At 73.5% G+C, this 24,464-nt stretch carries 19 protein-coding genes; 6 read left to right on the top strand and 13 right to left on the bottom strand.

All coding sequences use genetic code 11. The features are described 5' to 3' along the window. Positions 1-304: 304 nt before the first annotated feature. The 6 genes from Sdi02f_RS09120 to Sdi02f_RS09095 all read right to left on the bottom strand — a co-directional run bounded on the left by Sdi02f_RS09120 (position 305) and on the right by Sdi02f_RS09095 (position 7,772). The gene (locus Sdi02f_RS09120) at positions 305-1,348 is read right to left on the bottom strand and encodes a BMP family lipoprotein (RefSeq protein ID WP_055467432.1); all 1,044 of its coding nucleotides are present in this window, start codon (positions 1,346-1,348) and stop codon (positions 305-307) included. A 220-nt stretch (positions 1,349-1,568) separates the two neighbouring features. Continuing rightward, positions 1,569-2,807: a M20 family metallopeptidase gene (locus Sdi02f_RS09115; protein WP_030400372.1), complete on the bottom strand. Its 1,239-nt coding sequence runs from the start codon at positions 2,805-2,807 to the stop codon at positions 1,569-1,571. Positions 2,808-3,094: 287 nt separating this feature from the next. Further along, on the bottom strand, positions 3,095-4,162 hold the full coding sequence (locus tag Sdi02f_RS09110; RefSeq protein ID WP_030400371.1) for a hypothetical protein: 1,068 nt from the start codon (positions 4,160-4,162) through the stop codon (positions 3,095-3,097). 43 nt (positions 4,163-4,205) lie between these two features. Further along, the gene (locus tag Sdi02f_RS09105) at positions 4,206-5,144 is read right to left on the bottom strand and encodes an N-acetylneuraminate synthase family protein (protein WP_030400370.1); all 939 of its coding nucleotides are present in this window, start codon (positions 5,142-5,144) and stop codon (positions 4,206-4,208) included. A 13-nt stretch (positions 5,145-5,157) separates the two neighbouring features. Then, the gene (locus Sdi02f_RS09100; RefSeq protein ID WP_031086884.1) at positions 5,158-6,414 is read right to left on the bottom strand and encodes an acylneuraminate cytidylyltransferase; all 1,257 of its coding nucleotides are present in this window, start codon (positions 6,412-6,414) and stop codon (positions 5,158-5,160) included. 32 nt (positions 6,415-6,446) lie between these two features. Further along, complete coding sequence (locus Sdi02f_RS09095) at positions 6,447-7,772, bottom strand: DUF6716 putative glycosyltransferase (RefSeq protein ID WP_030400368.1); 1,326 nt, start codon at positions 7,770-7,772, stop codon at positions 6,447-6,449. Between the two features lie 198 nt (positions 7,773-7,970). On the opposite strand from Sdi02f_RS09095, the gene Sdi02f_RS09090 reads away from it, so the two are divergent. Together Sdi02f_RS09090 and Sdi02f_RS09085 are read left to right on the top strand one after the other, a co-directional pair. After that, on the top strand, positions 7,971-8,951 hold the full coding sequence (locus tag Sdi02f_RS09090; RefSeq protein ID WP_031185333.1) for a glycosyltransferase family 2 protein: 981 nt from the start codon (positions 7,971-7,973) through the stop codon (positions 8,949-8,951). Beyond that, a complete protein-coding gene (locus Sdi02f_RS09085) occupies positions 8,948-10,282 on the top strand; it encodes a polysialyltransferase family glycosyltransferase (protein WP_030400366.1) in 1,335 nt (444 codons plus the stop codon). The genes Sdi02f_RS09090 and Sdi02f_RS09085 overlap by 4 nt, the downstream gene beginning before the upstream one ends. Here the strand turns inward: Sdi02f_RS09085 and Sdi02f_RS09080 are convergent. The 3 genes from Sdi02f_RS09080 to Sdi02f_RS09070 are packed head-to-tail and all read right to left on the bottom strand — an operon-like array spanning position 10,272 to position 14,771. Continuing rightward, the gene (locus Sdi02f_RS09080) at positions 10,272-10,760 is read right to left on the bottom strand and encodes a GtrA family protein (RefSeq protein WP_078869314.1); all 489 of its coding nucleotides are present in this window, start codon (positions 10,758-10,760) and stop codon (positions 10,272-10,274) included. The genes Sdi02f_RS09085 and Sdi02f_RS09080 overlap by 11 nt on opposite strands. Further along, on the bottom strand, positions 10,760-11,710 hold the full coding sequence (locus Sdi02f_RS09075) for a glycosyltransferase family 2 protein (protein ID WP_031185332.1): 951 nt from the start codon (positions 11,708-11,710) through the stop codon (positions 10,760-10,762). The genes Sdi02f_RS09080 and Sdi02f_RS09075 overlap by 1 nt, the downstream gene beginning before the upstream one ends. Positions 11,711-11,729: 19 nt before the next feature. Beyond that, positions 11,730-14,771: a YfhO family protein gene (locus Sdi02f_RS09070; protein ID WP_108933060.1), complete on the bottom strand. Its 3,042-nt coding sequence runs from the start codon at positions 14,769-14,771 to the stop codon at positions 11,730-11,732. Positions 14,772-15,129: 358 nt separating this feature from the next. On the opposite strand from Sdi02f_RS09070, the gene Sdi02f_RS09065 reads away from it, so the two are divergent. Together Sdi02f_RS09065 and Sdi02f_RS09060 are read left to right on the top strand one after the other, a co-directional pair. Continuing rightward, positions 15,130-16,080: a class I SAM-dependent methyltransferase gene (locus Sdi02f_RS09065; RefSeq protein WP_031086891.1), complete on the top strand. Its 951-nt coding sequence runs from the start codon at positions 15,130-15,132 to the stop codon at positions 16,078-16,080. A 112-nt stretch (positions 16,081-16,192) separates the two neighbouring features. Next, a complete protein-coding gene (locus Sdi02f_RS09060; protein ID WP_108933059.1) occupies positions 16,193-17,224 on the top strand; it encodes a class I SAM-dependent methyltransferase in 1,032 nt (343 codons plus the stop codon). Here the strand turns inward: Sdi02f_RS09060 and Sdi02f_RS09055 are convergent. Continuing rightward, positions 17,209-17,859 carry a TetR/AcrR family transcriptional regulator gene (locus Sdi02f_RS09055; RefSeq protein WP_030400361.1) on the bottom strand — a complete coding sequence of 217 codons (651 nt, stop codon included), beginning with the start codon at positions 17,857-17,859 and terminating at the stop codon, positions 17,209-17,211. The genes Sdi02f_RS09060 and Sdi02f_RS09055 overlap by 16 nt on opposite strands. A gap of 96 nt (positions 17,860-17,955) precedes the next feature. On the opposite strand from Sdi02f_RS09055, the gene Sdi02f_RS09050 reads away from it, so the two are divergent. After that, positions 17,956-19,368, top strand: a complete 1,413-nt coding sequence (locus tag Sdi02f_RS09050; protein ID WP_031185329.1) for an FAD-dependent oxidoreductase — start codon at positions 17,956-17,958, stop codon at positions 19,366-19,368. Positions 19,369-19,402: 34 nt separating this feature from the next. Here Sdi02f_RS09050 and Sdi02f_RS09045 read toward each other — a convergent pair whose 3' ends face one another. Beyond that, positions 19,403-20,983, bottom strand: coding sequence for an acyl-CoA mutase large subunit family protein (locus Sdi02f_RS09045; protein WP_030400359.1), 1,581 nt, complete (start codon positions 20,981-20,983; stop codon positions 19,403-19,405). Between the two features lie 251 nt (positions 20,984-21,234). Here Sdi02f_RS09045 and Sdi02f_RS09040 point away from each other — a divergent pair, with 251 nt between their 5' ends. Continuing rightward, positions 21,235-22,083 (top strand): L,D-transpeptidase family protein, encoded by an 849-nt coding sequence (locus tag Sdi02f_RS09040; RefSeq protein WP_108933272.1) that lies wholly within the window; start codon positions 21,235-21,237, stop codon positions 22,081-22,083. 193 nt (positions 22,084-22,276) lie between these two features. On the opposite strand, the gene Sdi02f_RS09035 is transcribed toward Sdi02f_RS09040, so the two are convergent. Both Sdi02f_RS09035 and Sdi02f_RS09030 read right to left on the bottom strand, forming a co-directional pair. Next, positions 22,277-23,497, bottom strand: a complete 1,221-nt coding sequence (locus Sdi02f_RS09035) for a hypothetical protein (RefSeq protein ID WP_108933057.1) — start codon at positions 23,495-23,497, stop codon at positions 22,277-22,279. Next, complete coding sequence (locus tag Sdi02f_RS09030; protein ID WP_031086899.1) at positions 23,497-24,159, bottom strand: RNA polymerase sigma factor; 663 nt, start codon at positions 24,157-24,159, stop codon at positions 23,497-23,499. The genes Sdi02f_RS09035 and Sdi02f_RS09030 overlap by 1 nt, the downstream gene beginning before the upstream one ends. Positions 24,160-24,464: the final 305 nt, after the last annotated feature.

Raw genomic sequence — 24,464 nt, 5'->3', positions numbered from 1 at the left:
GCTCCTGTCGTACAAGCGCCGGGGACGGTTCGGCTGCGGCGCTGGCTTTCGCCGCAGATTAACGCGCGTAGACCTGCCTGAAAACCCCTTCTGTCCACCTTGTTATCCGCCCGTGAGCAAGGCGAGGCGAACGGGGGTGCGGGGCTTGCCGGAAGCGAACGGAGGGTGGCGGAGGGTGACGCCGGAACGGACCGGGAGGCGGTGCGCGGGGACGCGTCGGACCCCGGGGAGCCGCGACCCGACGAAGCGGACGGGTGCCCGGGGGCGCCCGTCCGCTTCGTCGGGTTGCGTGCCGCGGCGGCGGCTACTCGGCGGCGACCTTGATGGAGCCGTCGACGATGCCCGTCTTGGCCTTCTCCACGGCCTCCTCGGCACCCGCGATCCCGGCGAAGGCGGGGTTGCTGTCGGACAGGCCCACGCCGTCGGACTTCAGGTCGAAGGTGTGGGTGCCGGTGAGCGGCTTGTCGTCCTCGACGGACTTGGCCAGCGCGAAGACCGCGCCCTGGATGTCCTTGAGGGCGGAGGTCAGGATGGAGTCCTTGTAGGCCGCGAGGGCCTCCTGCTTGTACTGGTCGGAGTCGACGCCGATCGCCCAGATCTTCGCCTTGGCGGCGGCCTCGATCACGCCCTGGCCGGAGAGACCGGCCGCCGCGTACACGACGTCGGCCTTCTTCTCTATCTGGCCCTCGGCGGCGGCCTTGCCCTTGTCGGGGCTGGCGAAGCCGCCCTCCTCCGCGGTCTGCGTCAGGTACTGCGAGACGACCTTGACCTTCGGGTCGGTGTCCTTGACGCCCTGCTCGTAGCCGGCCTGGAACTTGTGGATCAGCGGGACGTCCACACCGCCCACGAAACCGACCGTCTTGGTCTTGGTGGCCTTGGCGGCGGCGACTCCGGCCAGGTAGGACGCCTCGTTCTCGGCGAAGACGAGGGAGGCCACGTTCTTGCCCTCGACCACGGAGTCGACGATGCCGAAGGTGGTGTCCGGGTACTTGGCGGCGACCGCCTTCATCGCCGGGCCGTAGGCGAAGCCGACGCCGATCACGGGGTTGTAGCCCTGCTTGGCCAGGGAGGTCAGGCGCTGTTCCTTGTCGGCGTCGGTCTCGCCGTCGGTGGGCTCGATGTCGGCGGTCTTGTAGCCGAACTCCTTCTTGGCCTTCTCCAGACCGGCGTACGCCGCGTCGTTGAAGGACTGGTCGCCCTTGCCGCCGACGTCGTACGCGATGGCGAGGCCCTTGTCGTCACCGCCGCCGTCGCCGCCCTCGCTGCTGGTGCCGCCGCAGGCCGTGGCGGCGAGGGCGAGCGAGGCGACCCCCACCGCGACGCGGGTGAGTCTCGATATCCGACGCATCTGAAGTTCCCCATTCTCCAAAGCCCCGCAGCGGGCGCTCGGTTCGGCGCACATTAACGCGCGTAGAAACTCCTGGGAACGGGGTTGTGGGGCGCCGTTATCCATTCGTGCCGCTGGCCGGTTACCCCCCTGTTAACGACCGGATCGAAGGGGGACGTACCGCCGCACCGCACCGCCGCGTCACCCTCCGCACCGCCTATTGCACCGCCTACCGCACCCCCTACTGCACGGCGTCGATGAGCGCCGCCGCGGTGAACAGCTCCACGCCGACCGTGATGGCGTGCTCGTCCACGTCGAAGTCGCCCTGGTGGAGGTCGCGGACCGTGCGCTCGCCGGGCGGGCGGACGCCGAGTCGGGCCATGGCGCCGGGCACGTGCTCCAGGTACCAGGAGAAGTCCTCGCCCCCGAGGCTCTGCTCGGTGCCCTCGACGGCGTCGGTGCCGCGCCGGGCGGCCATGGCGGCCTGGAGCAGCTCGGTGCTGGTGACCTCGTTGACGACCGGGGGGACGCCGCGGACGTAGGTGATCTCGGACTTGGCCCGGTAGAGGTTGGCGATCTCGTCGATGGCGCCCATGACCAGGTCGGGCGCCTGCCGCCAGGCGTCGAGGTCGAGGCAGCGCACGGTCCCGGCGAGTTCGGCGTGCTGCGGGATGACGTTCGGCGCATGGCCGGACTCGATGCGTCCCCAGGTCAGCGCGAGCCCGCTGCGGCTGTCCACCCGCCGGGCGACGAGCGCGGGCACGTCCGTGACCACGCGGGCGGCCGCGGTGACCAGGTCGGTGGTGAGGTGGGGGCGGGCGGTGTGGCCCCCGGGGCCGTTCAGGGCGATCTCCATGCGGTCGCAGGCGGAGGTGATGGGGCCGACCCTGAGCCCGATCTTCCCGGCGTCCACGCGCGGGTCGCAGTGCACGGCGAGGATGCGTCGCACCCCCTCCAGCGCGCCGCCCTCGATGGCGTCGGCGGCGCCGCCGGGCAGCACCTCCTCGGCCGGCTGGAAGACCAGCCGCACGGGCCGGGGCAGCAGGCCCTGGTCGTGCAGGGCCGCGAGGACGAGGCCGGTGCCGAGGACGACGGCGGTGTGCACGTCGTGCCCGCAGGCGTGGGCGCGGTCGGGCACCTGGGAGCGGTAGGCGCAGTCGGTCTTGCTGTCCGGGATGGGCAGGGCGTCGATGTCGGCCCGCAGAGCGAGCATGCGCGGCCCGCCGGACCACTGTCCCGACTCGGTGCCGGTGCCGATGTCGCAGACGAGCCCGGTGCCGATGGGCAGCACACGCGGTGTCAGACCGGCCCGCTCCAGCCGTTCCTTGATCGCGGCGGTGGTGCGGAACTCCTGGTTGCCCAGCTCGGGGTGCATGTGGAGGTCGCGGCGGAAGGCCACGAGCTCCGCGCGCAGCGCGTCCGGCAAGGTGCCGGGCAGCACGGCTTCACCGGGAGTGTCGGCCTCGGACTCTGGGGACATCAACACGTTCACCCTCTGAAGGGTAGGACGCCGCAGTAGTCAACTGCCCCTCGATCAACAAAATTTCAGCCCGTTAGGGGAAGAAAGTTGGCCGCTCGGCGCATGGCTCCCGACGGGGCTGGGTACGCTCACCCGTTTCCGGCCTCGGCACCCGGTTCCGTCTCTCCTGTGTGTACTTGCTCCCCTCACGCATACCACGCCTCGGCCGAGCCACGCCGGAGCCGTCTCCCGCATGACCTGCCGCGCCGGCTCGGACCCGGCCCGGCGGGAGCGCGTGGCGGGCCCGTCTACCCCGCGCCCGCCACCGCGGACAGCCGGTGCACGTCGCGTGCGGAGTGGGTGACGCCGTTCAGGAATCCGCCGGCCCTCGGTGAGGCCGATGCGGTGAGCCAGGCGGGGTCGATGTCGCAGACCGCGACGCGGACCTCGGTGCCGGCGAGGGCCAGCGGGAGGGTGTGGACGACGGTGGAGGGGAAGCTGAGGACGGTGCGGCCGATCGGGCCCCGGCGGGCGATCAGCTCCAGGGGGAGGTCGGGGCGGACGATCTGCAGGCCCGTCTCCACGGCCAGCCGGTGGAGTTTCTCGGCGCTCTCGCGGCGGTGGGCGAAGTAGCGGGCGGCCCCGTGTCCGTGCGCCAGGCCGCGTACGGCGGCCACGTAGCGGTCGGCGTCGACGACGCCGGTCTCCACCAGGGAGGTGCCGACCATGTCGGCGCCCTTGGTGATGCGGGGCGGCCCGAAGCGGGCCCTGGTCCAGGTGAAGTCGTTCGCCGTGACGGTCACGCCGTCGGGGACGTCCTCGATGGGCATCGAGGAGAAGACCGAGACCTGCCGGTCCGGGGCCGGGGTGAGGCGGTGGCGGGCGGAGCGGGAGACGGGGGCGAAGAGCAGGTCGCGCGGGCCGGGGCGGCTGCCCTTGCGGTGCCAGCGCACCAGCCGTTCGCCGTGGGCCAGCTGGGTGACGAACTCCATGGTGGCCGTGCCGTCGTCGACGACGACGAGGTCGTGGGCGCGGGTGATGGTGAGGAGCAGTTGCACGTAGCGGGAGAACGGGTCGCCCAGCACGATCCGTTCCGCCTGGCGCAGCAGGGCCGTCAGGCCGCCGACCGTGCGGAAGGGGGCGGTGGCACCGCCGCGTGCCTCCTCCCAGCGGATCTCGTGGCCCTCCTGGCGGGCCAGCTCCGCCATGCGGCGCAGCTGGCCGCGGGTCATCGGGTCGACGGGCGAGAGGACCACGAGGGTGAGCTCCGCGCCGGGTGCGCGGGTGTGCGCCCACTCCAGCACGTTCAGCAGTTGTACCGGGCTCTCGACGAAGGCGAGAGTGCGGGGGCCGGCGTTCCCGGCGCGGGGGCTCATCGGTGGGGGACCGTCCCGTCGTGAGTGACTCGGTGGGCGGTGGTCAGACGGAGACGGGCTCGCCCGCGGCGGCGGCGATCTCCGCCTCGGCGACGACGCCGGTGACGCGGCGCAGCTTCTTCATCGGGCCCAGCTCCGAGTCGTAGACCTTCTTGACGCCGTCGCCGAGGGAGGCCTCGATGGTGCGGATGTCGCGCACCAGGCGGGTCAGGCCCTGCGGCTCGACGGAGGCGGCCTGGTCGGAGCCCCACATGGCGCGGTCGAGGGTGATGTGCCGTTCGACGAAGGTCGCGCCGAGCGCGACGGCCGCGAGCGTGGTCTGCAGGCCGGTCTCGTGGCCGGAGTAGCCGATCGGGACGTTCGGGTACTCCTGCTGGAGGGTGTTGATGACGCGGAGGTTCAGCTCCTCGGCCTGCGCCGGGTAGGTCGAGGTGGCGTGGCACATGAGGATGTTGTCGCTGCCGAGCACCTCGACCGCGTGGCGGATCTGCTTCGGGGTGGACATGCCGGTGGAGAGGATGACCGTCCTGCCCGTGGCGCGCAGTTCGCGCAGCAGCTCGTCGTCGGTCAGGGAGGCGGAGGCGACCTTGTGGGCGGGGACGTCGAACTTCTCCAGGAAGGCGACGGCCTCGGTGTCCCACGGGGAGGCGAACCAGTCGATGTTCTTGGACCTGCAGTAGTCGTCGATCTGCCGGTACTCGTCCTCGCCGAACTCCACGCGGTGGCGGTAGTCGATGTACGTCATCCGGCCCCAGGGGGTGTCCCGCTCGATGTCCCACTGGTCGCGCGGGGTGCAGATCTCCGGGGTGCGCTTCTGGAACTTGACGGCGTCGCAGCCGGCCTCGGCGGCCACGTCGATCAGCTTGAAGGCGTTCTCGAGGTCGCCGTTGTGGTTGATGCCGATCTCGCCGGTGATGTAGACGGGGCGGCCGGGTCCGGCCTCGCGGGTGCCGAAGGTGCGGATGCGGGAGTCGGTGCTCATGGCTGGGGGTTCCTTACGTGGACGGGGTGGGGGTGGGGGCGGGGGCTGAGGGGACGTCGAGCGACGGGCCCAGGAGCCAGGTCGCGATCTCCCGTACGGCGCCTTCGCCGCCGGGGACGGTGGTGACCGCGCGGGCCGCGCCGCGTACGGCGTCGTGGGCGCCGGCGACCGCCACGGGCCAGCCGACGAGGGCGAAGCACGGGAGGTCGTTGACGTCGTTGCCGACGTAGAGGACGCGCTCGGGCGCGATGCCCTGTTCCTCGCACCACTGCTTGAGGGCGAGGTCCTTGCGGTCGATGCCGTGCAGCACGGGCAGCCGGAGCTTGCGCGCGCGGGCGGCGACGACCGGGTTCACCTCCGTGGACAGGATCAGCATCGCGAGGCCGCTGCGGCGCAGGGCGGCGATGCCGAGCCCGTCGCCGCGGTGCACGGAGACGAACTCCCGTCCGTCGGAGTCGATCAGCACCCGGTCGTCGGTCTGGGTGCCGTCGAAGTCGAGGACGACGGCGTCGACGTCGTCGGCGGTCGGCAGGGCGCCGGGCCGGGCCGCGTCGAGGAGCGGGGCCAGGGCGCGGGCGCGGGCCAGGTCGTGCGGGTCGTCGATCTCCAGGACGCGCGCCGGGTCGGTGCGGACCAGTTCGGTGCGGCCGAAGAACCGGTGCCGGTGCTCGCGGAAGCCGGGGGCGGCCATGGCGTAGGCGGCGCCGGTCTCCAGCAGGTCCTGGGGACGGTCCTGGCGGCGGGGCCGGTACGCCTTGTCGTGGTTGACGCCGTGGCCGCCGTCGGCCGGGGCGTCGCCGTCCCGCCAGACGAAGCCGTGGAAGGGGGCGACGGTGACGGCGGTGTCCGCGCCGTCCTCGGCGACCGCGCCGGCCACCTTGTCGATGTCCTCGCGGTCCAGGAAGGGGCTGGTGCACTGGACCAGCAGCACCACGTCGACGGCGGTGCCGTGCAGGGCCTCGTGGGTGTCCATGGCGTGCAGGACGGCGGCCTCGGAGGTGGCCGTGTCCCCGGCGATGGCGGCGGGCCGCAGGACGACCTCGGCGCCGGCCTCGCGGGCCGCGGCGGCGATGGCGCGGTCGTCGGTGGAGACGACGACGTCCGTCACGTGGCGGGCGGCCCGGCAGGCGCGCACCGCGCGGACCACCAGGGGGACCCCGCCGACGGGGGCGAGGTTCTTCGCGGGCACTCCCTTGGAGCCGCCGCGTGCGGGGATCACGGCGAGCACGCGGCGCACGTCGGCGCTCCGGCCCGCTTGCGGTGGGGACATGGACGGTACTCCTCGGAGACGGTTCGGGCCGGTCACAGCTCCCCCATCCGCCGGATCACCGGGGCGACCCGCTGGACGCCGTGCCGGTAGGCGCCGCGCGCCGCGCGGCGCACGATCTGCCGCACCGGGCCGGGGTCGCGGTCGGCGGCGGGCGCGCCGGGCAGCGGGCTGCCGTCCGGGGCGAGGTGGTGGCGGGCGAGGATGCCGGGCAGGTAGCCGGGGGCGGTGACCGGTGTGTAGTAGGGGGCGAGCGGGGGCAGTCCGCCGGGCCGGGCGAGGAGCGCGGCGATGCGCGTGCGGGCCTCGTCGAAGGCGGTGTCGTAGCCGCCGTCGGCCGCCACGCCCTGCCGGGCGACCCACTCGGGGTCGGGCTCCGGGCGGTGGCCCGCGTCGAGCCGGTCCCAGGAGACGAGGCAGCCGGAGCCCACGAAGTGGTGGTTGCCGAGCGCCTCGCGCACCCCGAGGTCGGTCAGGACGGCGGTGGGGATGCGGCGGTGCAGGGATTCCAGGGCCGCCGTGGAGCTGACGGTGACCAGCAGGTCGGTGCGGTCGAGGACCTCGCCCATGTGGCCGTAGACCAGGCGGAAGTTGGGCGGCGGGTCGGCCCGCTGCACCAGCTTCTGGTAGGGCAGCTCCTCGATGTGCGTGGTGTGTTCGCCGGGCCGGGAGCGCAGCTTGAGCAGCACCTCCCGCTCGGGGTGGAGGCGGGCGTGCCGGATCAGCCTCTCGAGGAGGTAGGCGCGGTCCTTGCGGCTGTCCGGGACGGAGGGCTGGGCGGCGAAGACGACCGTGTACGGGTCGTGCTCACCGGTGCGGGCGGCTCCGCCGAGGAACGGCAGCGCGACCTCCGTCACCGCCGAGGCGTCGGCGCCGACCCCTTCGTACACCGCGCGGAAGCGCTCCGCGTCCTGGCGGGAGTTGGCGAGGACGAGGTCGGCGCCGTGGCGCAGCAGCAGGCCGTCGGCGAGCTTCTCGTAGACGACGCCGACGTAGCCGGTGACGACCACGGGCCGCTCGGCGCGGTCCCGCCAGAGGCGGCCGAGCCCGTGCAGCATCGCCTGCACGCCGCCGCCGACCAGGGCGAGGACCAGGACGTCGTACGGCTTCCCGTCCCCGGCCCCCTCCATGGCGCGCAGGAACTCGCCGGCGGTCACCTCGCGGAGCGAGTCCGCGTCGACCCCGACCTCCCGGAGCTGGCGGGCGGTGGGGGTGGCGCGGCCGCGCAGGAGGTAGCCGTCGAGGTGGATCTCCGTGTCCCCGGGGCCGAGGCGGCTCGCGGTGAGCGCGCCCCATTTCCACCGGGTGTCGGAGTCCGCCAGAACGGCGACCCGCAGGGAATTCTTTGCACTTGCTGGCACGCCGTAGACGTTAAAAAGGCTTTTCTAGGAACCGCCCAACCGGAATCCAACAGATGGTGAACAGCACATCGCCGAAGGGGAAATCGAGCCGTTCCGCGTCCCGGACAGCGCGCGCTTCACCGCTTCGCCACGCCTCGTTCACCGCATGTCAAGGTTGAGGTAAAGCCCGGTGCCGGACCGGCACCTAACGTCATTCACGTGCCAAAGCTCTCCGTCATCGTGCCGTTCTACAACGTGCGGCAATACGCACCCGACACCCTGCGGAGTCTGCGCGCCAACGCGCGGGACGACTTCGAATTCATTCTCGTCGACGACTGCTCGTCCGACGGAACCGCGGACCTGCTCGCGCGGGCCGAGTCCGAGCTGCCGGGGGCGGTGCTGGTCCGACACGAGAAGAACGGCGGTCTGGCCACCGCCCGCAACACCGGCATCGACCGGGCGCGCGGCGAGTACCTGACGTTCCTGGACGGCGACGACTGGCTGGCCCCCGGCCACTACGCGCGGCTGGTCGCCGCGATCGAGGGGCTGGGCTGCGACTTCGTGCGCACCGACCACGTCCAGTGCACGGCACGGGCCCGCGTCGTGCACCGGGTGCCGCACGGCCGCCGGGGCGTCGTGCTGCGCCCGCGCGACGCGATCCTGCCCGCCCACCGGTCCACCTCCGTCGACTACGCCTACGCGTGGGCCGGCGTCTACCACCGCCGGCTGGTGGAGCGGGGGCTGCTGCACTTCACCGACGGCCTGCGCACGGCCGAGGACCGGCCCTGGATCTGGAAGCTGCACCGGGAGGCGGAGTCGTTCGCGGTCACGGGGCTGCTCGGCGTCTTCTACCGGCGCGGGGTGGCGTCCTCGCTCACCCAGATCGGCGACGTCCGCCAACTGGACTTCATCCGCGCCTTCGACGAGGTCGTCGCGGGGGCGGCCGCCGACGCGGACGCCGCGCGGCTGCTGCCGAAGGCCGTGCGCACGTACTGCGCGATCATCTCCCACCATCTCGGTTCCGTCGAAAGGTTCGAGCCTGCCGTGGCCCGCAAACTGAAGGCGATGAGCGCCGCCGCCCTGCGCCGGATGCCGCAGGACGCGCTCGACGAGGTGCTCGCCTCGATGGACACCGAGCGGGCCACGCTGCTGCGCCGGCTGCGCCGCCGCGGGGTGCAGGGTGCGGAGGTGGCGGCGTGAGCACGCAGATCTTCCTGGCGTCGACGCTGTACGGCACGGCCACGCTCGCCGCGGCCCTGGACGCGGGCTGCTTCGCCCCGGCCGACCGGCGGATCCTGCTGGTCTCCAACAACGCGGCGACGCCCGAGACGACGCCGTCCCCGGACCGGATGCCCGGGTTCGAGCGGCTGCGGTCGCGCTTCGACGACGTCGTGTCCTGGAACGAGGCGATCTTCCCCTTCCATCCCGGCGGCTGGTCGCCGCGGGTGGACGACGCGCCCCTGTGGGAGCGGCACCTGCGGCTGCTGTGGGACCTGGGCGAGGACGACGTCGCCCTGGCCGTCGAGTCGATCCAGGTGCACCCCGCGCTCGGCGTGGCGCAGATCTTCACCGACGCGCCGCTGACGGTGTACGCCGACGGGCTGATGAGTTACGGCCCCACCCGCAACAAGCTCGACCCGCTGGTCGGCACCCGGGTGGAACGCCTGCTCCACCTCGACCTGGTCCCGGGCCTGACGCCTCTGCTGCTGACCGAGTTCGACGTCCCGGCGCAGCTCGTGCCGACCCCGGCGTTCACGAAGGTGCTGGCCGAACTGGCGGACACCGACGCCGCGCTCCCCGGGGTCGAGGAGCCGGCGCTGCTGCTCGGCCAGTACCTGTCGGCGCTGGGCATCCTCTCCGCCGAGGAGGAGGAGGACCTGCACGTGCAGATGCTGGCGGGCGCCGTCGGGCTCGGTCACTCCCGGGTGGTGTTCAAGCCGCACCCCTCGGCCCCGGCCCGTTTCGCCCGCACCCTGGAGCAGGAGGCGGAGCGGCTCGGCGTCGAACTCACCGTGCTGGACACGCCGGTCCTGGCGGAGGTGCTGTACCGGCGGATGCGCCCGGCGCTGGTCGTCGGCTGCTTCTCCACGGCCCTGCTGACCGCGTCCGCGCTGTACGGGCTGCCGGTCGCCCGGGTCGGCACGGAGACCCTGCTGGACCGCCTGACGCCGTACGAGAACAGCAACCGCGTGCCCGTCACCGTCGTCGACGCGCTGCTGCCGGGACCGTCCGACCCGGACGCCGTCGCCGAGGGGCGGCCGGGCCTGGACACCGAGGCCCTCAACGCGCTGGTGCGCGCCGTCGGGTTCGCCATGCAGCCGAGGATCCTGCCGGAGCTGCGCCCGGCGGCCGAGGAGTATCTGCGGAGCCATCTCGACGCCCGCACCCGCCGGTACTTCAAGAAGCGCCGGCTGACGGCGCTGGGCCTGCCCGGCGGGGTGCCCGAGCGGCTGGCCTTCCTCCCGCGCAACGCCGCGGCACGCAGGGTGGTGCGGCGGGCGCGGGCCATCCGGCGCTCGATCACACGGTGAGGTGGTCCCCGGTGTCCGCCGGGGAGCGGCCGGGCGGGCCTCCGCCCCGCCGTCCCCCGGGGGCGGACTGGTCCCCCGCCCGCGGCAGCATGATCCAGCGGGAGACCACGAACGTCACGGGGATCGCCGCCGCGGAGGCGAGCAGCGGGGCGAACCGGCTGCCCGCCCGCAGCACGTCGACGATCAGGTACACGCCGGCCGTGGTGATCGCGAAGTTGGCGGCGTTCGTCAGCGGGAACAGCAGGAACTTCCGCCAGGTCGGCCGGGTCCGGTAGGTGAAGCGCGCGTTCAGGAAGAAGGACCCGACCATGCTGAGCAGGAACGCGAGAACGTGCGCGAGGAGATACGGCAGGCGCAGCAGGAACAGCAGGTAGAGGCCGTAGTACGTGCCGGTGTTGACGACGCCGACCACGGCGAAGACCGTGATCTGCCTCGCCGTCGGCCGGGTCGTGGCCGAAGGGGCCGGTGCGGTGCGCATCAGCGGACGAGGTCCTTCGTCCGTTCCACGTTGGTCGCCTTCACCAGGAAGTGCGGGCGCCCCTTGACCTCGTAGTAGATGCGGCCCGTGTACTCCCCGACGACGCCCAGCATCACCATCTGCACCCCCGCGAGCGCGGTGACGACGGTGACGATGGTGACGTACCCGGGTGTCTCCACGCCGTTGACGAGGGCGGCGCCCACGATCCACGCCGTGTAGAGCCCGGCGCAGGTCAGCAGGGTCATGCCGAGGTGGAGGGCGGCGCGCAGCGGCCGGTTGTTGAACGACAGCAGCCCGTCGAGGCCGTAGTTGAGCAGGGACTTCAGGGTCCAGGAGCTGCGGCCGTGCTCGCGTACGGCGTTCTCGTACTCGAAGGTGGTGCTGGGGAACCCCACCCACGCGAACAGGCCCTTGGAGAAGCGGTTGTACTCGGTCAGGGCCAGCACCGCGTCCACCACGCGCCGCGACAGCAGCCGGAAGTCGCCCACGCCGTCGACGAGTTCGACGTCGACGAGCCGGTTGACCAGCCGGTAGTACAGGCGGGCGGTGAGGGTGCGGGTGAAGCGGTCGCCGCTGCGGCTGCGCCGGGCGAGGACCTGGTCGTGGCCCTGGTCGCGCAGCTCGACCATGCGGGGGATCAGCTCCGGCGGGTGCTGGAGGTCGGCGTCCATGACCACCACCGAGTCGCCGGAGGCGTGGCGCAGGCCGGCGAGGAGGGCGGCCTCCTTGCCGAAGTTGCGGCTGAAGGAGACGTAGCGGACGCGCGGGTCGCGCGCGGCGAGCTGTTCCAGGAGGGGGAGCGTACGGTCGCGGCTGCCGTCGTCGACGTAGACGAACTCCATGTCGTGGCCGAGCGGCAGCAGGTCGTCGGCGACCTTCTGCACGGCGGCGTGGAAGCGTTCGACGACGTCTTCCTCGTTGTAGCAGGGGGCGACGATCGATATGAGCATGGTGGTCTCCGGGGCGCGGTCAGAGGGCGCTGGTGATGCGCTCGCGCGGGCGGGTGGCGGGGTGGAGCGCGGGGTGCCGTGCGGTCCGCCGGCGGCGGACCGCGGTGAGGGTGCCGAGCAGGACGAGGGTCAGGAGGGAGGCCCCTCCGACGGCCGCGCCCAGCCGCAGGCCGGGCGGGTGGAAGGTGCAGGTGACGCTGGTCGCGGAGCCGTCCAGGGGGACGGCGATCAGCCCGAAGTGGGTCCGGGCGGGCTCGGCCGCGGCACCGTCCGCCGCGCACCGCCAGCCGGCGATGCGGGGGGCGGCGATCACGGCGGTGCCCGTGCTGCCGGCCGGGAGCCGGGCCCGGACGGTGCCGTCGGAGACGGTCACCTCCTCGGCGCCGGTGGCCTTCAGCCCCCGCACGGCGGTGCGCAGCCGCGCGGTGTCCAGGCAGCCGACCGCGCCGTCCGGGACGGTGCCGGTGCGGGTCGGCGCCAGCTCGATCCGCACGTGGCCGGAGACCGGGGCGGTGCCGAGCCGCTGCATCGCGGCGATCTTGGCGGCGTCGGAGGTGAACCGGCCGGTCAGCGGCTTGGCCGGGGAGTCGGTGAGGCGGGCGGTGCCCGAGTAGTGCGGCGCCCAGAGGTAGACCTCGCTGCGGGCCGGGCACTGGGCGTCGATCGTGGGCCGGTGTGCGGCCGCTTTCGCGCGGGGGGCCTCGACCAGGGTGCCGGGCCGGTCGCCGGGCGCCCGTGCGGGGCGCGCGCCGTCGCCGGTGCGGACGGTCAGCGCGGGCACGGTGTAGACGCGGCTGCCCAGCAGCAGTTCCTGGTTGCGGTAGGGCGACGGGCCGAAGGCGGAGACGCCGGTGCGGGCGTCGGGCGCGGTGGCCGGCCGGACGGTGACCAGGGGCGGTACGTCCTGCCGGGACACGGTCACGGGGCCGCGGTCGCGGGGGTTCCACCGCTGGTGCTGGTCGGGCGGGGAGTGGACCCGGGCGCCCACGGAGAAGACCGCGTCGGTGACGGCGTTGTCCAGGCTCTGTACGTTGCGGCCGCGCGAGGTCCAGCCGCCGCCGAGGGCCGTGAGGGTACGGCTGAGGACGTCGGCGGTGAGGCTGCTGTAGTACTGGGCGCCCTGGCCGCCCACCACCATGGGGTCGTTGCCCACGGTCTGCTCCCGACCCGGGTCGGTGCGGTGGGCGGGCCAGCCGTCGGCCTCGGACACGGCCTTCGCCTGCTCGCGCTGCCGGTCCCCCCAGGACGCGTAGTCGTCCAGGTGGTTGAGCCGCAGCCGGGTGGCCACGGCGGAGGTGGCGGCGGCCTCGCCGAGCTGCGCGCCGACCAGGACGACGACGGCGAGCCCGGCCAGTCCGACCCGCCGACGCGCCCCCGCCCGTCCGGCCCGGGGCTCGCCCCTGCCGGCGGTGGCGGGGTCCTCCCCGGCGGGGGCGGGATCCTCCCCGGCGGGTGCGGGGTCCGCCCCGACGCCTCGACCACGTCCGTCGCCGGGTCCGTCCCCGGTTTCGCGGCCGTGGTCGGCTTCGCGGCCGTCGTCGACGTCGGCGGAACTCCCGGCGGCGCGGCCGCTCCCCCCGCCGGAAGCCGTGGCGGCGGCACCGGACCGGACGGCCTCCGCACGGCGCACGCGCACGGCGAGCCCCGCGAGCCCCGGGCGGCGGGCCGCGCCCGTGTCGCCGGTCGTGTCGCCGGTCGTGTCGCCCGCCTCCGCCCCGCGGCCGTCCCCGGCTTCGGGGACCGTGACTCCCCCGGCTCCCGCGGCCTCCGCCGCTTCCGCCGCTTCCGCACGGCGCAGCAGAAGGAGGCCGGTGAGTGCTCCCGCGGTGGACAGCAGCAGGACGGGCCAGGCGTAGGCGTGCACCAGGCCGCTCCGGCTCGCGACGGCGGCGACCAGGGCGAGCAGCGCGGTGGCCGCGGCCAGGGCGCGCGGGGCGGGGACGCCGTAGGACAGGGTGTGCCAGGCCGCGACGACGAGCAGCGCGCAGAGCACGAACGTCTGGCGGTAGGGGCTGCCGTTGGGCGTGGCGAAGGCGTGCCAGGCGAGGTGGGTCGGTGTCCACTGGAGCGAGAGCGCGACGGCGGCCACCAGCAGGCTCCACCCGGCGCGCACCCGCACGGGGGCGGCCCGGTGGAAGGGCAGGGCGAGGGCCAGCAGCAGCGCGGTGGTGCCGACGAAGAGCGCGGGGCTGGCGAACCCGTACGTGGTGGGCAGCAGCCGCGCCAGCAGGTCCTGCGTCGCGACCGGCGTGAAGTGCGTGACCCGCCCCGGGTAGGCGTGTTTCGTGCCGAAGTAGACGACCGTGACCAACGGGGCGGCCAGGCCGACGCCCAGGGCGACGGTGGCCGTGGCCCGGCCGGCCGCCGCCAGGGCCCGGCGGCGCGGGAGGCCGGAGAGCCACAGCCGGAGCAGCAGGAAGAGACCGGCGCCGAGGGTGGCCATGTAGGCGGTGTAGAAGTTGGCGATCCAGGCGAGCGCCACGACCAGCACGCCGAGCAGCCGGCGCCGTCCGTCGAGCGCCCACTCCCCGACCAGGCACAGCAGGGGCAGGGCGACGAGGCCGTCGAGCCACATCGGGTTGTACGAGGCGTCGGCGAGCGACCAGCCGCACAGGGCGTACGCGGCACCCAGCAGTCCCGCCGCCCACCAGCGGCCGGGACGCAGCCGCAGCAGCAGCCAGGCCATGGCGGCACCGGCGCAGGCGGTCTTCAGGACGGTGATCACGTAGACGGCCAGGTCGATCTCGTCCCTCGGGAACACGACCACGAGCAGGGCGAACGGGCTGCTCAGATAGGTCCCGAGGTCGGGCAGGAAGCTGGAGCCGAACCCGGACTGCCAGTTGACGAGCAGGCCGCCGTCGGAGCGGCCGTGCAGCAGGTCCCACAGGTGGGCGTGGAACGGCACGTACTGGTTGCCCAGGTCGTTGACCGCGCGGGTGCGCGGACCGAAGGGATAGCTGCGGGCGACGGCGTCGGCCGCGCAGAACGCGGTGACGGTGAGGGCCGCGGCGAGCAGCGCGGCGGCCCGTCGCGGTGTGCCGCGCAGGATTGAGCGTTTCATTCTCGGCGGGCCCCAAGCAGTATGCGTCGCGTGCGGGGAGGCGAATCCCCCGTGCGCCGGTCCAATCGATTAGACCGGGGGCATTCCGTCTTGGTTGGGCAATCGCCGGTGAACAACGGGCGAATGGTTGATGGCCGAATGCGCGCCTGCCCCGCCGGAGCAGTCAATTCCGGCCGATCGCCGCCGAACCGGGGGGAGAGGGAATGCACAGCAGAAATGAAGCAGAGGTTAATTCCGTCTTTCACGACGGCCGGCCGGCACAATTCGGCGGCCTTTTTCCTAGGCTGGCCCCTGCGCCACCTCCCACGTGCTCCCGCACTGCCGTGCGTCCCCATGACGGATAAGAGGCCCCCTCCCCATGAACAGCCGCTCCCTGCTCCGCAGCCCGGTGTCCCGGCGTCTGCTGCGCCCCGTCGCCGACCTCATCGACCAGCGCATCGAGCGACAGGTCCGCTCGGCGGTCCGCCGCACCGGCGCCCCGTCGGCACCGCCCGTCCCGGACACCGGCCGACTGGTCCGCGACGTCGAGGAACTGAGGCACCGGCAGCTCACCATCGAGCTGCTGCTCGGCCCCGGCGGCCGCGGCATATCCCGCATGGTGGGCGAGGCTTCACTGGAGCACCTGTACGCCGAGGTCGAGGCCCTGTGCGGCGACCGCGAGGCGGCGGAGCGCAACGTCGCCGCCGCCTTCCGCCTGCTGGTGGCGCTGGAGTCGCTGGGCGTCGGCCGGATCGCGGGCGGCACCATGAACATCTGCGGCAAGCTCGGCACGATCCCCCTGCTGGACCCGCCGAACGACGAGATCCTGGAGATCGGCACCCTCTACGGCATGTTCTCCGCCGGGCTCGTCCGGATGATGGAGCGCGACGGCCGCAGCCCGGCCCTGACCATCGTCGACCCGTTCGCCGGCGTGCAGCTCCAGCCCGGCACCGACCGGCGTCCGGACCCCACGGGCGCGCCGGTCGACGAGCACGCCGTGCGCACCAACCTGGCCCTCGCCGGTCCGGCGGGCGCGGCGGCGCGCATCCGGCAGGGCTTCTCCGAGGACCCCGAGACCCGGGCGGCCGTCTCGGACCGCGACTACGGCGTGATCGTCGTGGACGGCGACCACTCGGCCGAGGGCGTCGCCCGGGACCTGGAGTGGGCCGAGGAGATCGCCGCGCCCGGCGGGATCGTCGTCCTTGACGACTACGGCGACCCCCGCTGGCCGGGCATCAAGGACGCCCTGGACGACCGCCTGAAGGGCACGACGACCCGGTTCGTCTTCCTGGGCAAGGCGGCCCGCTCGGCGTTCCTGCGGGCGGCCTGAGCGGGCTGCGCGGCGTGCCCGGGCGGACACGTTGGGCGATTCGTGCGATTTTCCGACCGTCGGATCGCGCGTGCCCCCTTACTTTCGGCCGCCCAGGGGGCATCCTCGCCTCATGGCCACTGCGCAAGAGACGCACGAGTACCCCGGCGAGCTGAACGACGTGCCCGGCTGGTTCTGGCCGCTCGACCAGGTGCTGTTCTCCTGGTTCCTGGAGCGGCAGGAGCGGCTGGGCACCCGCGGCGACCTGCTGGAACTGGGCGCCTACCTGGGCAAGAGCGCGATCCTGCTCGGGCACCGGCTGCGGGACGGCGAGAGACTCACCGTCTGCGACCTGTTCGGTGCGGAGCCGCCGGACGCGGCCAACCGGGCGGAGGCGGCGAAGTCGTACTCCTCCCTCACTCGCCAGGCCTTCGAACGGAACTACCTCTCCTTCCACGACACCCTGCCGACGATCGTCCAGGCGCCCAGTTCCGCGGTCGTCGACGAGGTCGCGCCGGGCACCTGCCGCTTCGTGCACGTCGACGCCTCGCACCTGTACGAGCACGTCGAGGGCGACATCGGAGCGGCCAAGGAGCTGCTGGTGCCCGAGGGCATCGTCGTCCTGGACGACTTCCGCAGCGAGCACACCCCGGGCGTCGCCGTCGCGGCCTGGGAGGCGGTGCTCAACCGCGGCCTGCGCCCGGTCTGCCTGAGCAGCCAGAAGCTGTACGGCACGTGGGGCGACCCGGAGCCCGCGCAGGAGGAGCTGCTCGCGGCGCTGCACGGGCGCGACGACATCTCCGTGACGGTGGAGCACGCCGCCGGTCACCGGCTGGTGCGCACCCGCGCCCGGAGCAAGCGGCTGCGGCCGCCCTCCCTGCCGTCCTCGCGGCACCCGGCGCCCGCCGCCGCGTCCGTCCCGGCGCCGGGTGCGGGCCGGCCGGACACCACCGCGCCGGTGCCGGGGCAGGCCGCACAGGCCCGTCCGGCGGCCCGCGCGGTCCGCGCGGCGCGCGCTTCGGTCCCCCGGGAGCGCACCCGGCGGCTCGCCCTGGACCTGCTGCCACCCCTCGTCACACGGGCCGTGCGCCGCCGCCGGGCGGCGCGCCGGGCGAAGGCGGGCGGCACGGGCGGCACGGCGGGGGCGGCTCAGTCGAGGCCGTAGGCCGCCGCGATGCCCGCGATCACCAGGTCCAGCGACTCCTCGTAGTGCCGGTCCCAGTCCGTGAAGATCTCCGCGCCCGCCGCGGCCGCCAGCGGGTAGTCGGCCAGCAGGCGGGCGCGTTCGTCCATGTCGTAGCCCTCCCGGCGCTCGCCGGGCAGCGGCTCGACGCCCTGCTCCTCGGTGACGAAGCCGAGCGTGAACTGGTACGTCGTCGTGGTCGCCCGCACCGCCTGCGCGAGGGTGAACCCGGCGGCGGTGAACAGCCGCAGGGTGCCCTCCATGTACTCGGCGTGCACCGCGCCGGTGAAGCGTGAGCCGCTGAACACCTTGGCGCCGTCGCGGTAGGCGAGCAGACACGTGCGCAGGCCGTGGTTGGCCTTGAGCAGCCGCTCCCGCCAGGTGTCGGCCGGGTCGAGCGGGGTCCCGGCCACCATCCGGCGGTACATCTCGGTGGCCATCTCGTCGAGCAGGGCCTGCTTGTCCTTGAAGTGCCAGTACAGGGCGGGCGCCTTGACGTCCAGCTCCCTGGCGATGGTGCGCAGGCTCAGGCCGTCCAGGCCGGTCTCGTTCAGCAGCTTCAGCGCCGTGTCCGCGACCCGTCGGCGGTCGAGGGGGGCGCGTCGTTCCGTACTCACGCTTGACAGCTTAACGGCGTTAAGTCCATCCTCGGAGCCGTACGGAACTTAACGACGTTAAGGAGAGTTGCCGTGAAAGTCATGGAAACGCATGCCTTGGACACGGATGTACTGATCGTCGGCGCGGGCCCCACCGGTCTCGCCCTGGGCGTCGACCTCGCCCGGCGCGGGGTGGACGCGCTGGTGCTGGAGGGCGCCGGCGCGCTGTTCCCGGGCTCTCGGGGCAAGGGCTTCCAGCCCCGCACGATGGAGGTGCTCGACGACCTCGGCGTCGTCGACGCGATCCACGCGGTGGGCGCCCCCTACCCGGTCGGCATGATCTGGCGGGACGGCGAGCGGGTCGGTGAGCACCACATGTTCGAGCCGGCCGAGCCGAGCGAGGACTCGCCGTACAACCGGGCGTGGATGGTGCCGCAGTGGCGCACGCAGGAGATCCTGGCCGCGCGGCTCGCGGAACTGGGCGGCCGGGTCGCCTTCCACCACGAGGTCGCCGGGGTCGCACAGGACGCGAAGGGCGTCACCGCGCACCTCTCCTCGGGCGGGTCCCTGCGCGCCCGCTACCTGGTCGCGGCGGACGGCGGCCGCTCGGCGGTGCGGCGCGCGCTCGGCATCGGCATGACCGGCGAGACCGTCGACCCGAGCCCGACGCTGGTGGCGGACGTCCGGATCAGCGGCCTGGACCGGGACAACTGGCACGTCTTCCCGCCGCGCGAGGGGGTCGGCCTCCTCGCCGTCTGCCCGCTGGCCGGCACGGAGGACTTCCAGGTGATGGCGCGGTTCCCGGAGGGCGCGGAGGTGGACACCTCGCCGGACGGCGTCCGCAAGGTCGTCGCCGAGCGCTCGCACCTCGCCGCCGAGGACGTGACCGAGGTCCGCTGGACCTCCGACTTCCGGCCCCGGGCGGCGCTGGCCGACCGGTTCCGGGCGGGCCGGGTCTTCCTCGCCGGGGACGCGGCGCACGTGCACTCCCCCGCGGGCGGCCAGGGACTCAACACCAGCGTCCAGGACGCCTACAACCTGGGCTGGAAGCTCGACGCGGTGCTCAGGGGCGACGCCCCGGCCGCACTCCTGGACAGCTACGAGGAGGAACGGCGCCCGGTCGCCGCGCAGATGCTCGACCTGTCGACCGCCGTCCACCGCGGCGAGGTGCGGCGCGGCGGGGCGACCCGGCAGCTCGGGATCGGCTACCGGGACTCGTCGCTGACGCGGGAGACGCGGGACGCCGTCGCCGAGGACGCGATACGGGCCGGGGACCGCGCCCCCGACGGCCGGGTGAACGGCGTACGGCTCTTCGACGCCTTCCGGGGACCGCACTGGACGCTGCTGGCCCTCGGCGCCGACGCGCCCGACGCCGCCGTGGGGCCGGCGGTACGGGTGGTGCGCGGCGGCCCGCACGGGGCGTACGGCACGGGGCTGTTCCTCGTACGGCCGGACGGCTACGTCGGCTGGGCCGGGGACACACCGGAGGGTCTCGGCTCCTACCTGGACCGCTTCGGGCAGGGCGCCTGAGACCCGGACCGGCGGCGGCCCGGCCCGGCAGCCGTCAGAACGCGTCCGAGGGCACGTACGTCCCCCACACCTCCCGCAGCGCGTTGCACACCTCGCCGACCGTCGCGCGGGCGCGCAGGGCGTCCTTCATCGGGTACAGGACGTTGTCCTCGCCCTCGGCGGCCTTCTTCAGGGCCGCCAGTGCCGAGTCCACCGCCGCCCGGTCGCGCTCCGCGCGAAGCCGGGCCAGGCGCTCGGCCTGCTGGGCCTCGATGGCCGGGTCGACGCGCAGGGGCTCGTAGGGCTCCTCCTCGTCGAGCTGGAAGCGGTTGACGCCGACGACGACCCGCTCGCCGGAGTCGGTCTCCTGGGCGATGCGGTAGGCGGAGCGCTCGATCTCGCTCTTCTGGAAGCCGTGCTCGATGGCGTTGACCGCGCCGCCGAGGTCCTCGACCTTGCCCATCAGCTCCAGGGCCGCGGCCTCGACGTCGTCGGTCATCCTCTCCACGACGTAGGAACCCGCGAAGGGGTCGACGGTCGCCGTCACGTCCGTCTCGTAGGCGAGGACCTGCTGGGTGCGCAGGGCCAGGCGGGCCGACTTGTCGGTCGGCAGCGCGATGGCCTCGTCGAAGGAGTTGGTGTGCAGGGACTGCGTCCCGCCGAGGACCGCGCCCAGGCCCTGCACGGCGACGCGAACCAGGTTGACCTCGGGCTGCTGGGCGGTGAGCTGCACGCCGGCGGTCTGGGTGTGGAAGCGCAGCATCAGCGACTTGGGGTTCTTCGCGCCGAACTCCTCCTTCATCACCCGCGCCCAGATCCGGCGGGCCGCGCGGAACTTGGCGACCTCCTCCAGGATCGTCGTGCGCGCCACGAAGAAGAAGGACAGGCGCGGCGCGAAGTCGTCCACGTCCATGCCCGCCGCGACCGCGGTGCGCACGTACTCGATGCCGTCCGCGAGGGTGAACGCGATCTCCTGCGCGGGCGAGGCACCCGCCTCGGCCATGTGGTAGCCGGAGATCGAGATGGTGTTCCACTTCGGGATCTCGGCCCGGCAGTACTTGAAGATGTCCGCGATCAGACGGAGGGAGGGCTTGGGCGGGAAGATGTACGTCCCGCGCGCGATGTACTCCTTCAGCACGTCGTTCTGGATCGTGCCGGTGAGCCGGTCGGCGCTCACGCCCTGCTCCTCGGCGACGAGTTGGTAGAGCAGGAGCAGCAGGGCGGCGGGGGCGTTGATCGTCATGGACGTGGAGACCTTGTCCAGCGGGATCCCGCCGAACAGCACGCGCATGTCGTCGATGGAGTCGATGGCGACGCCGACCTTGCCGACCTCGCCGCTCGCGATCGGCGCGTCCGAGTCGTGGCCCATCTGGGTGGGCAGGTCGAAGGCGACCGACAGGCCCATGGTGCCGTTGGCGATGAGCTGCTTGTAGCGGGCGTTGGACTCGGTCGCCGTGCCGAAACCGGCGTACTGGCGCATCGTCCACGGCCGGCCCGTGTACATCGTCGGATAGACACCCCGGGTGAAGGGATAGGCCCCGGGCTCGCCCAGCTTCTCGGCCGCGTCCCAGTCCGTCAGGGCGTCGGGCCCGTAGACCGGTTCGATGGGCAGCCCGGACTCGGACTCGCGCGTCATGTGTGATGCCTCCCGCTGAGCACATGGTCGTACTGCTCGAACTGCCCGCCCTTTACCCGCCGGTACAGTCCGGCACTTCGACGGACTGTATCCGCGCGCGTGCACCCGGTGGAGAGGCGCACGCTGGGACCTTCCTCACAACCTCCGTGCGGTCCCGGTCACAACGATGCCCCTCCGTTCGCGGCGCGTCATCCGGGGGAACCACTCAGGAGGACGTCGGTGCGGGGCCGTGGGACGGCAGGGGGGCCGTGATGCGCGTGAGGGACACGGGGAACACGGGTCGGGCGGCCGCGGTCGCCCTGGGGACCGTACTGCTGGCGGGCGGCTGCACCGTGCAGGGCACCGGGCCGGACGGCACGGGGCACGCGCCGGTGCGCATCGACGTCACCACCGCGGCCCCGCCCGGGAGCACGCCGCCCGGGGACCGCCGCTCCTCGGGCCCGCCGCCGCCCGCGCCGTCGAAGGCGGCCAGGGTGCTGTGGAAGCGGGGCGACTCCGGCCGGGACGTCCGTGAGCTGCAGGCCCGGCTGCGGCAGGTCGAGTGGCTCGTGGACGGACCGACCGGGACGTACGACGACCTGACCGAGCGCGCGGTCAGCGGCTTCCAGGGCAAGCGCGGACTGCCCCGCACCGGCCGGACGGACACCGTCACCTGGCAGCGGCTGCTCGCGATGTCGCACGAACCGGGCACGTGGGAGCTGTACCTGATGGGCGGCCAGCCCGCCGCCGCGCCCGACCCGCGCTGCACGACCGGCCGGGTGCTGTGCATCAGCAAGTCCAGCCGGACACTGCGCTGGATGATCGACGGGCGGACCGTGTCGACGATGTCCGTGCGCTTCGGCTCCATGCACACGCCGACCAGGGAGGGCGTCTTCCAGGTCTACTGGAAGTCCCGCCACCACTGGTCGACGCTCTACGACTCGGCCATGCCCTACGCCATGTTCTTCAGCGGCGGCCAGGCCGTGCACTACTCCTACGACTTCGCGGCCCGGGGCTACGCGGGTGCCTCGCACGGCTGCGTCAACGTGCGGGACGAAGGGGCGATCGCCGGCCTCTACGCGCAGGTGAGGAACGGCGACAAGGTCGTCGTGTACCGATGAGGCGAAGGGGGCGCGGGCGGGACCGGGGGAACGTGTCCCGCCCGCGCCGAGGTGCACGAGCCGCAGGTACGGGGGGAACCCCGGCTCGGTGCAGAAAGCCGATGACCAGTCGGCTTCACTCATTACTGCGTTGCGGCGTCCGAAAGTGTCACACCCTCGGCGAGGGAATCTTCGGCATGTACGAAAGCGCAGGTCAGGCGGCCGTCGTGGAGGACGCGGCGCGGGGTGCGTAGGCGGGCGCCGGCTGCTGCGGGCGGGGCTCGTGGGACGACGGGGCGTGCGGGCCGTGGGGCCGGGAGGGGCCGTGGGCGGGCGGGGCTATGTCGGCGTCGTCGTCATCGCCGTTGCCGTTGCCGCCGTCGTCACCGTCGTCGTCCTGGTTTCCCTGGCCGCCGTTGCCCTTGCCGCCCTTGTTCCCCTTGTCGACCGTGTTCCCACTGCTGCCGCTGTTGCTCTTGTTCCCTTTGCCGCCCTTGTTCCCGTTGCCGCTGTTGCCGCTGTTCCCCTTGCCGTTGTCGCCCTTGCCGTCCTGGCCCTCGCCGGTGTCCTTGCGGAGCTCGCCCTCGTAGGTCGCCGCTCCGGAGTCGCCGTGGTCCGCGCCGTCCCGGGTGCCGGTACCGGCGGGCGTTCCGGCGAGGAGGTTGCCGCAGTACTTCCCGACCCGCGACGCTCCCCCGGCCGCCTCCTTCAGCGCGCGCCGGTGGGCGGCGTCGAGCTGCTGGCCGGCCCGGACCTTGCGGCAGGACGCGGCCAGGTTCGAACGCCGTCCCTCCGAGCCGTCCCGGTCCCGGCCGTCGGCGCCGCGGTCCTCGGTGCCGTCGCCGTCCCGGGCGGTCTCCCCGCCGGGCCCGCCCGAGGGGGAGCCGGATTCCGCCCCGCCCTGCACGCCGTCCAGCGGCGAGGGCGGAGCGGAGGGACGGTCGGGGGAGGCGGCGGCCGAGACGGTCGCGGCGGGTTCCGGATCGGTGCCGTCGAACGGCGTCGGCAGTACTCCGGTTCCGGCCGCCACCGCCACCCCGCCGACCATGCCGACGGTCAGCGCGGCGGCCAGCCCGAAGCGCAGGGGACGGCTCCAGCGCGCACGCCGGGTGCCGTCGCCGGGCGGGCCGATGCGGACGAGTCCGGCGTCGGAGGCGCCGGTGGCGGTGCCGCGTCCGAGGGCGGCCCGCGCACCCGCCGACGCGTCGGCCCGCTCGGCCTGCACCTTGCGGAAGGCCGCCAACGCCGAGGCCTCGCCGGGGAGTTCCTCGCCGGTCGGAGCCGGTGGGACGGCCAGCGCACCCAGGGCGGCGACGAGTCGTCCGGCCCGGTCGCGGGCCGCGGGGTCGGTGCCCTCCAGGGCCTCCAGCGGCTCTCCGCGCAGCAAGATCTCCGCCGTTTCGCGGTCCAGCCACTCGTCCTGCTCGTCGGCCATCACATGTCCTTCTGCGTCCGCGCACGCGTATGCGTCACACTCGCGGACGTCACCGCGCGGCCGCGCGGTTCTCGCTGCGGCGGCAGGGCGTCCAGCCCGCCGTCCGATTCCGGATCGCCGCCGAGCAGCTCGGCCAGGCGCTTCAGCCCGCGGTGCGCCGCCGTGCGGACGGCCCCGGGCCGCTTGCCCAGCGTCTCGGCGGCGCTCTTGGCGTCGAGGCCCATCACCACGCGCAGGACGACGGCCTCGGCCTGGTCCTGGGGCAGCCTGGCGATGAGGGAGAGCGTGCTGCCGGTGGCCAGTGCCTCCATGGCCTCGCCCGCGGTGTCGGACTCCGCGGGCCTGCCGGTCAGCTCCGTCTCGTCGCCGCCGATCACCGGCCGGCGACCGCGCATGCGGATGTGGTCGAGCGCGCGGTTGCGGGCGATGCGGGCGGCCCAGCCACGGAACCGGTCGGCGTCGCCGTCGAACCGTTCCAGGTCGCGGGCGATCTGCAGCCAGGCCTCCGACGCCACGTCCTCGGCGTCGTGATCGCCGACGAGCGTGCGCACGTACCCCAGCAGTCGCGGATGCACGGCGCGGTACACGGCCCGGAACGCGGTCTCGTCCCCGGCCTGTGCCGCACGCACCGCGGCGGTCAGCTCCGCGTCGTCCCCCAGCACCGAGAAGGCCTTTCTGCGCCTGTACCGGCGCCGCTCTCGCGGACGTGGTCCTCGCCGTCGTGGTGGTTGCCCGGCCGAGGACCGCGGTGGTCGCCCGCAACCCCGTCGCGGGAGCGAGCCCCCCGCTGCATCGGCGCGAATGGCACGTTACGTCTTGAAACCGCCACTCGTCCACGTCCTCATCGCCTTGCCGTACAAGATGCAACTAACCCGTGACGCGGCGGGGTGTGACACAAATCGCGGGCACGGCGCTGAAGGGAGTACGGGCCGCCGCGCGGCCCGTGCCGCGCGACGGCCGGGGCCTC

It is taken from the genome of Streptomyces ardesiacus (genome assembly GCF_003112575.1).
In the GTDB taxonomy this organism is placed as follows: domain Bacteria; phylum Actinomycetota; class Actinomycetes; order Streptomycetales; family Streptomycetaceae; genus Streptomyces; species Streptomyces ardesiacus.
The sequence above is the reverse complement of the archived record's forward strand: the minus strand, read 5'-3'. Positions and strand labels throughout refer to the sequence as shown.

Excerpts from the sequence above, each read along its gene's own strand:
- Sdi02f_RS09120 (WP_055467432.1), bottom strand. The coding sequence starts at position 1,348 with ATGCGTCGGATATCGAGACTCACCCGCGTCGCGGTGGGGGTCGCCTCG.
- Sdi02f_RS09115 (WP_030400372.1), bottom strand. The coding sequence starts at position 2,807 with ATGTCCCCAGAGTCCGAGGCCGACACTCCCGGTGAAGCCGTGCTGCCC.
- Sdi02f_RS09110 (WP_030400371.1), bottom strand. The coding sequence starts at position 4,162 with ATGAGCCCCCGCGCCGGGAACGCCGGCCCCCGCACTCTCGCCTTCGTC.
- Sdi02f_RS09105 (WP_030400370.1), bottom strand. The coding sequence starts at position 5,144 with ATGAGCACCGACTCCCGCATCCGCACCTTCGGCACCCGCGAGGCCGGA.
- Sdi02f_RS09100 (WP_031086884.1), bottom strand. The coding sequence starts at position 6,414 with ATGTCCCCACCGCAAGCGGGCCGGAGCGCCGACGTGCGCCGCGTGCTC.
- Sdi02f_RS09080 (WP_078869314.1), bottom strand. The coding sequence starts at position 10,760 with ATGCGCACCGCACCGGCCCCTTCGGCCACGACCCGGCCGACGGCGAGG.
- Sdi02f_RS09075 (WP_031185332.1), bottom strand. The coding sequence starts at position 11,710 with ATGCTCATATCGATCGTCGCCCCCTGCTACAACGAGGAAGACGTCGTC.
- Sdi02f_RS09070 (WP_108933060.1), bottom strand. The coding sequence starts at position 14,771 with ATGAAACGCTCAATCCTGCGCGGCACACCGCGACGGGCCGCCGCGCTG.
- Sdi02f_RS09065 (WP_031086891.1), top strand. The coding sequence starts at position 15,130 with ATGAACAGCCGCTCCCTGCTCCGCAGCCCGGTGTCCCGGCGTCTGCTG.
- Sdi02f_RS09060 (WP_108933059.1), top strand. The coding sequence starts at position 16,193 with ATGGCCACTGCGCAAGAGACGCACGAGTACCCCGGCGAGCTGAACGAC.
- Sdi02f_RS09045 (WP_030400359.1), bottom strand. The coding sequence starts at position 20,983 with ATGACGCGCGAGTCCGAGTCCGGGCTGCCCATCGAACCGGTCTACGGG.
- Sdi02f_RS09040 (WP_108933272.1), top strand. The coding sequence starts at position 21,235 with ATGCGCGTGAGGGACACGGGGAACACGGGTCGGGCGGCCGCGGTCGCC.
- Sdi02f_RS09035 (WP_108933057.1), bottom strand. The coding sequence starts at position 23,497 with ATGGCCGACGAGCAGGACGAGTGGCTGGACCGCGAAACGGCGGAGATC.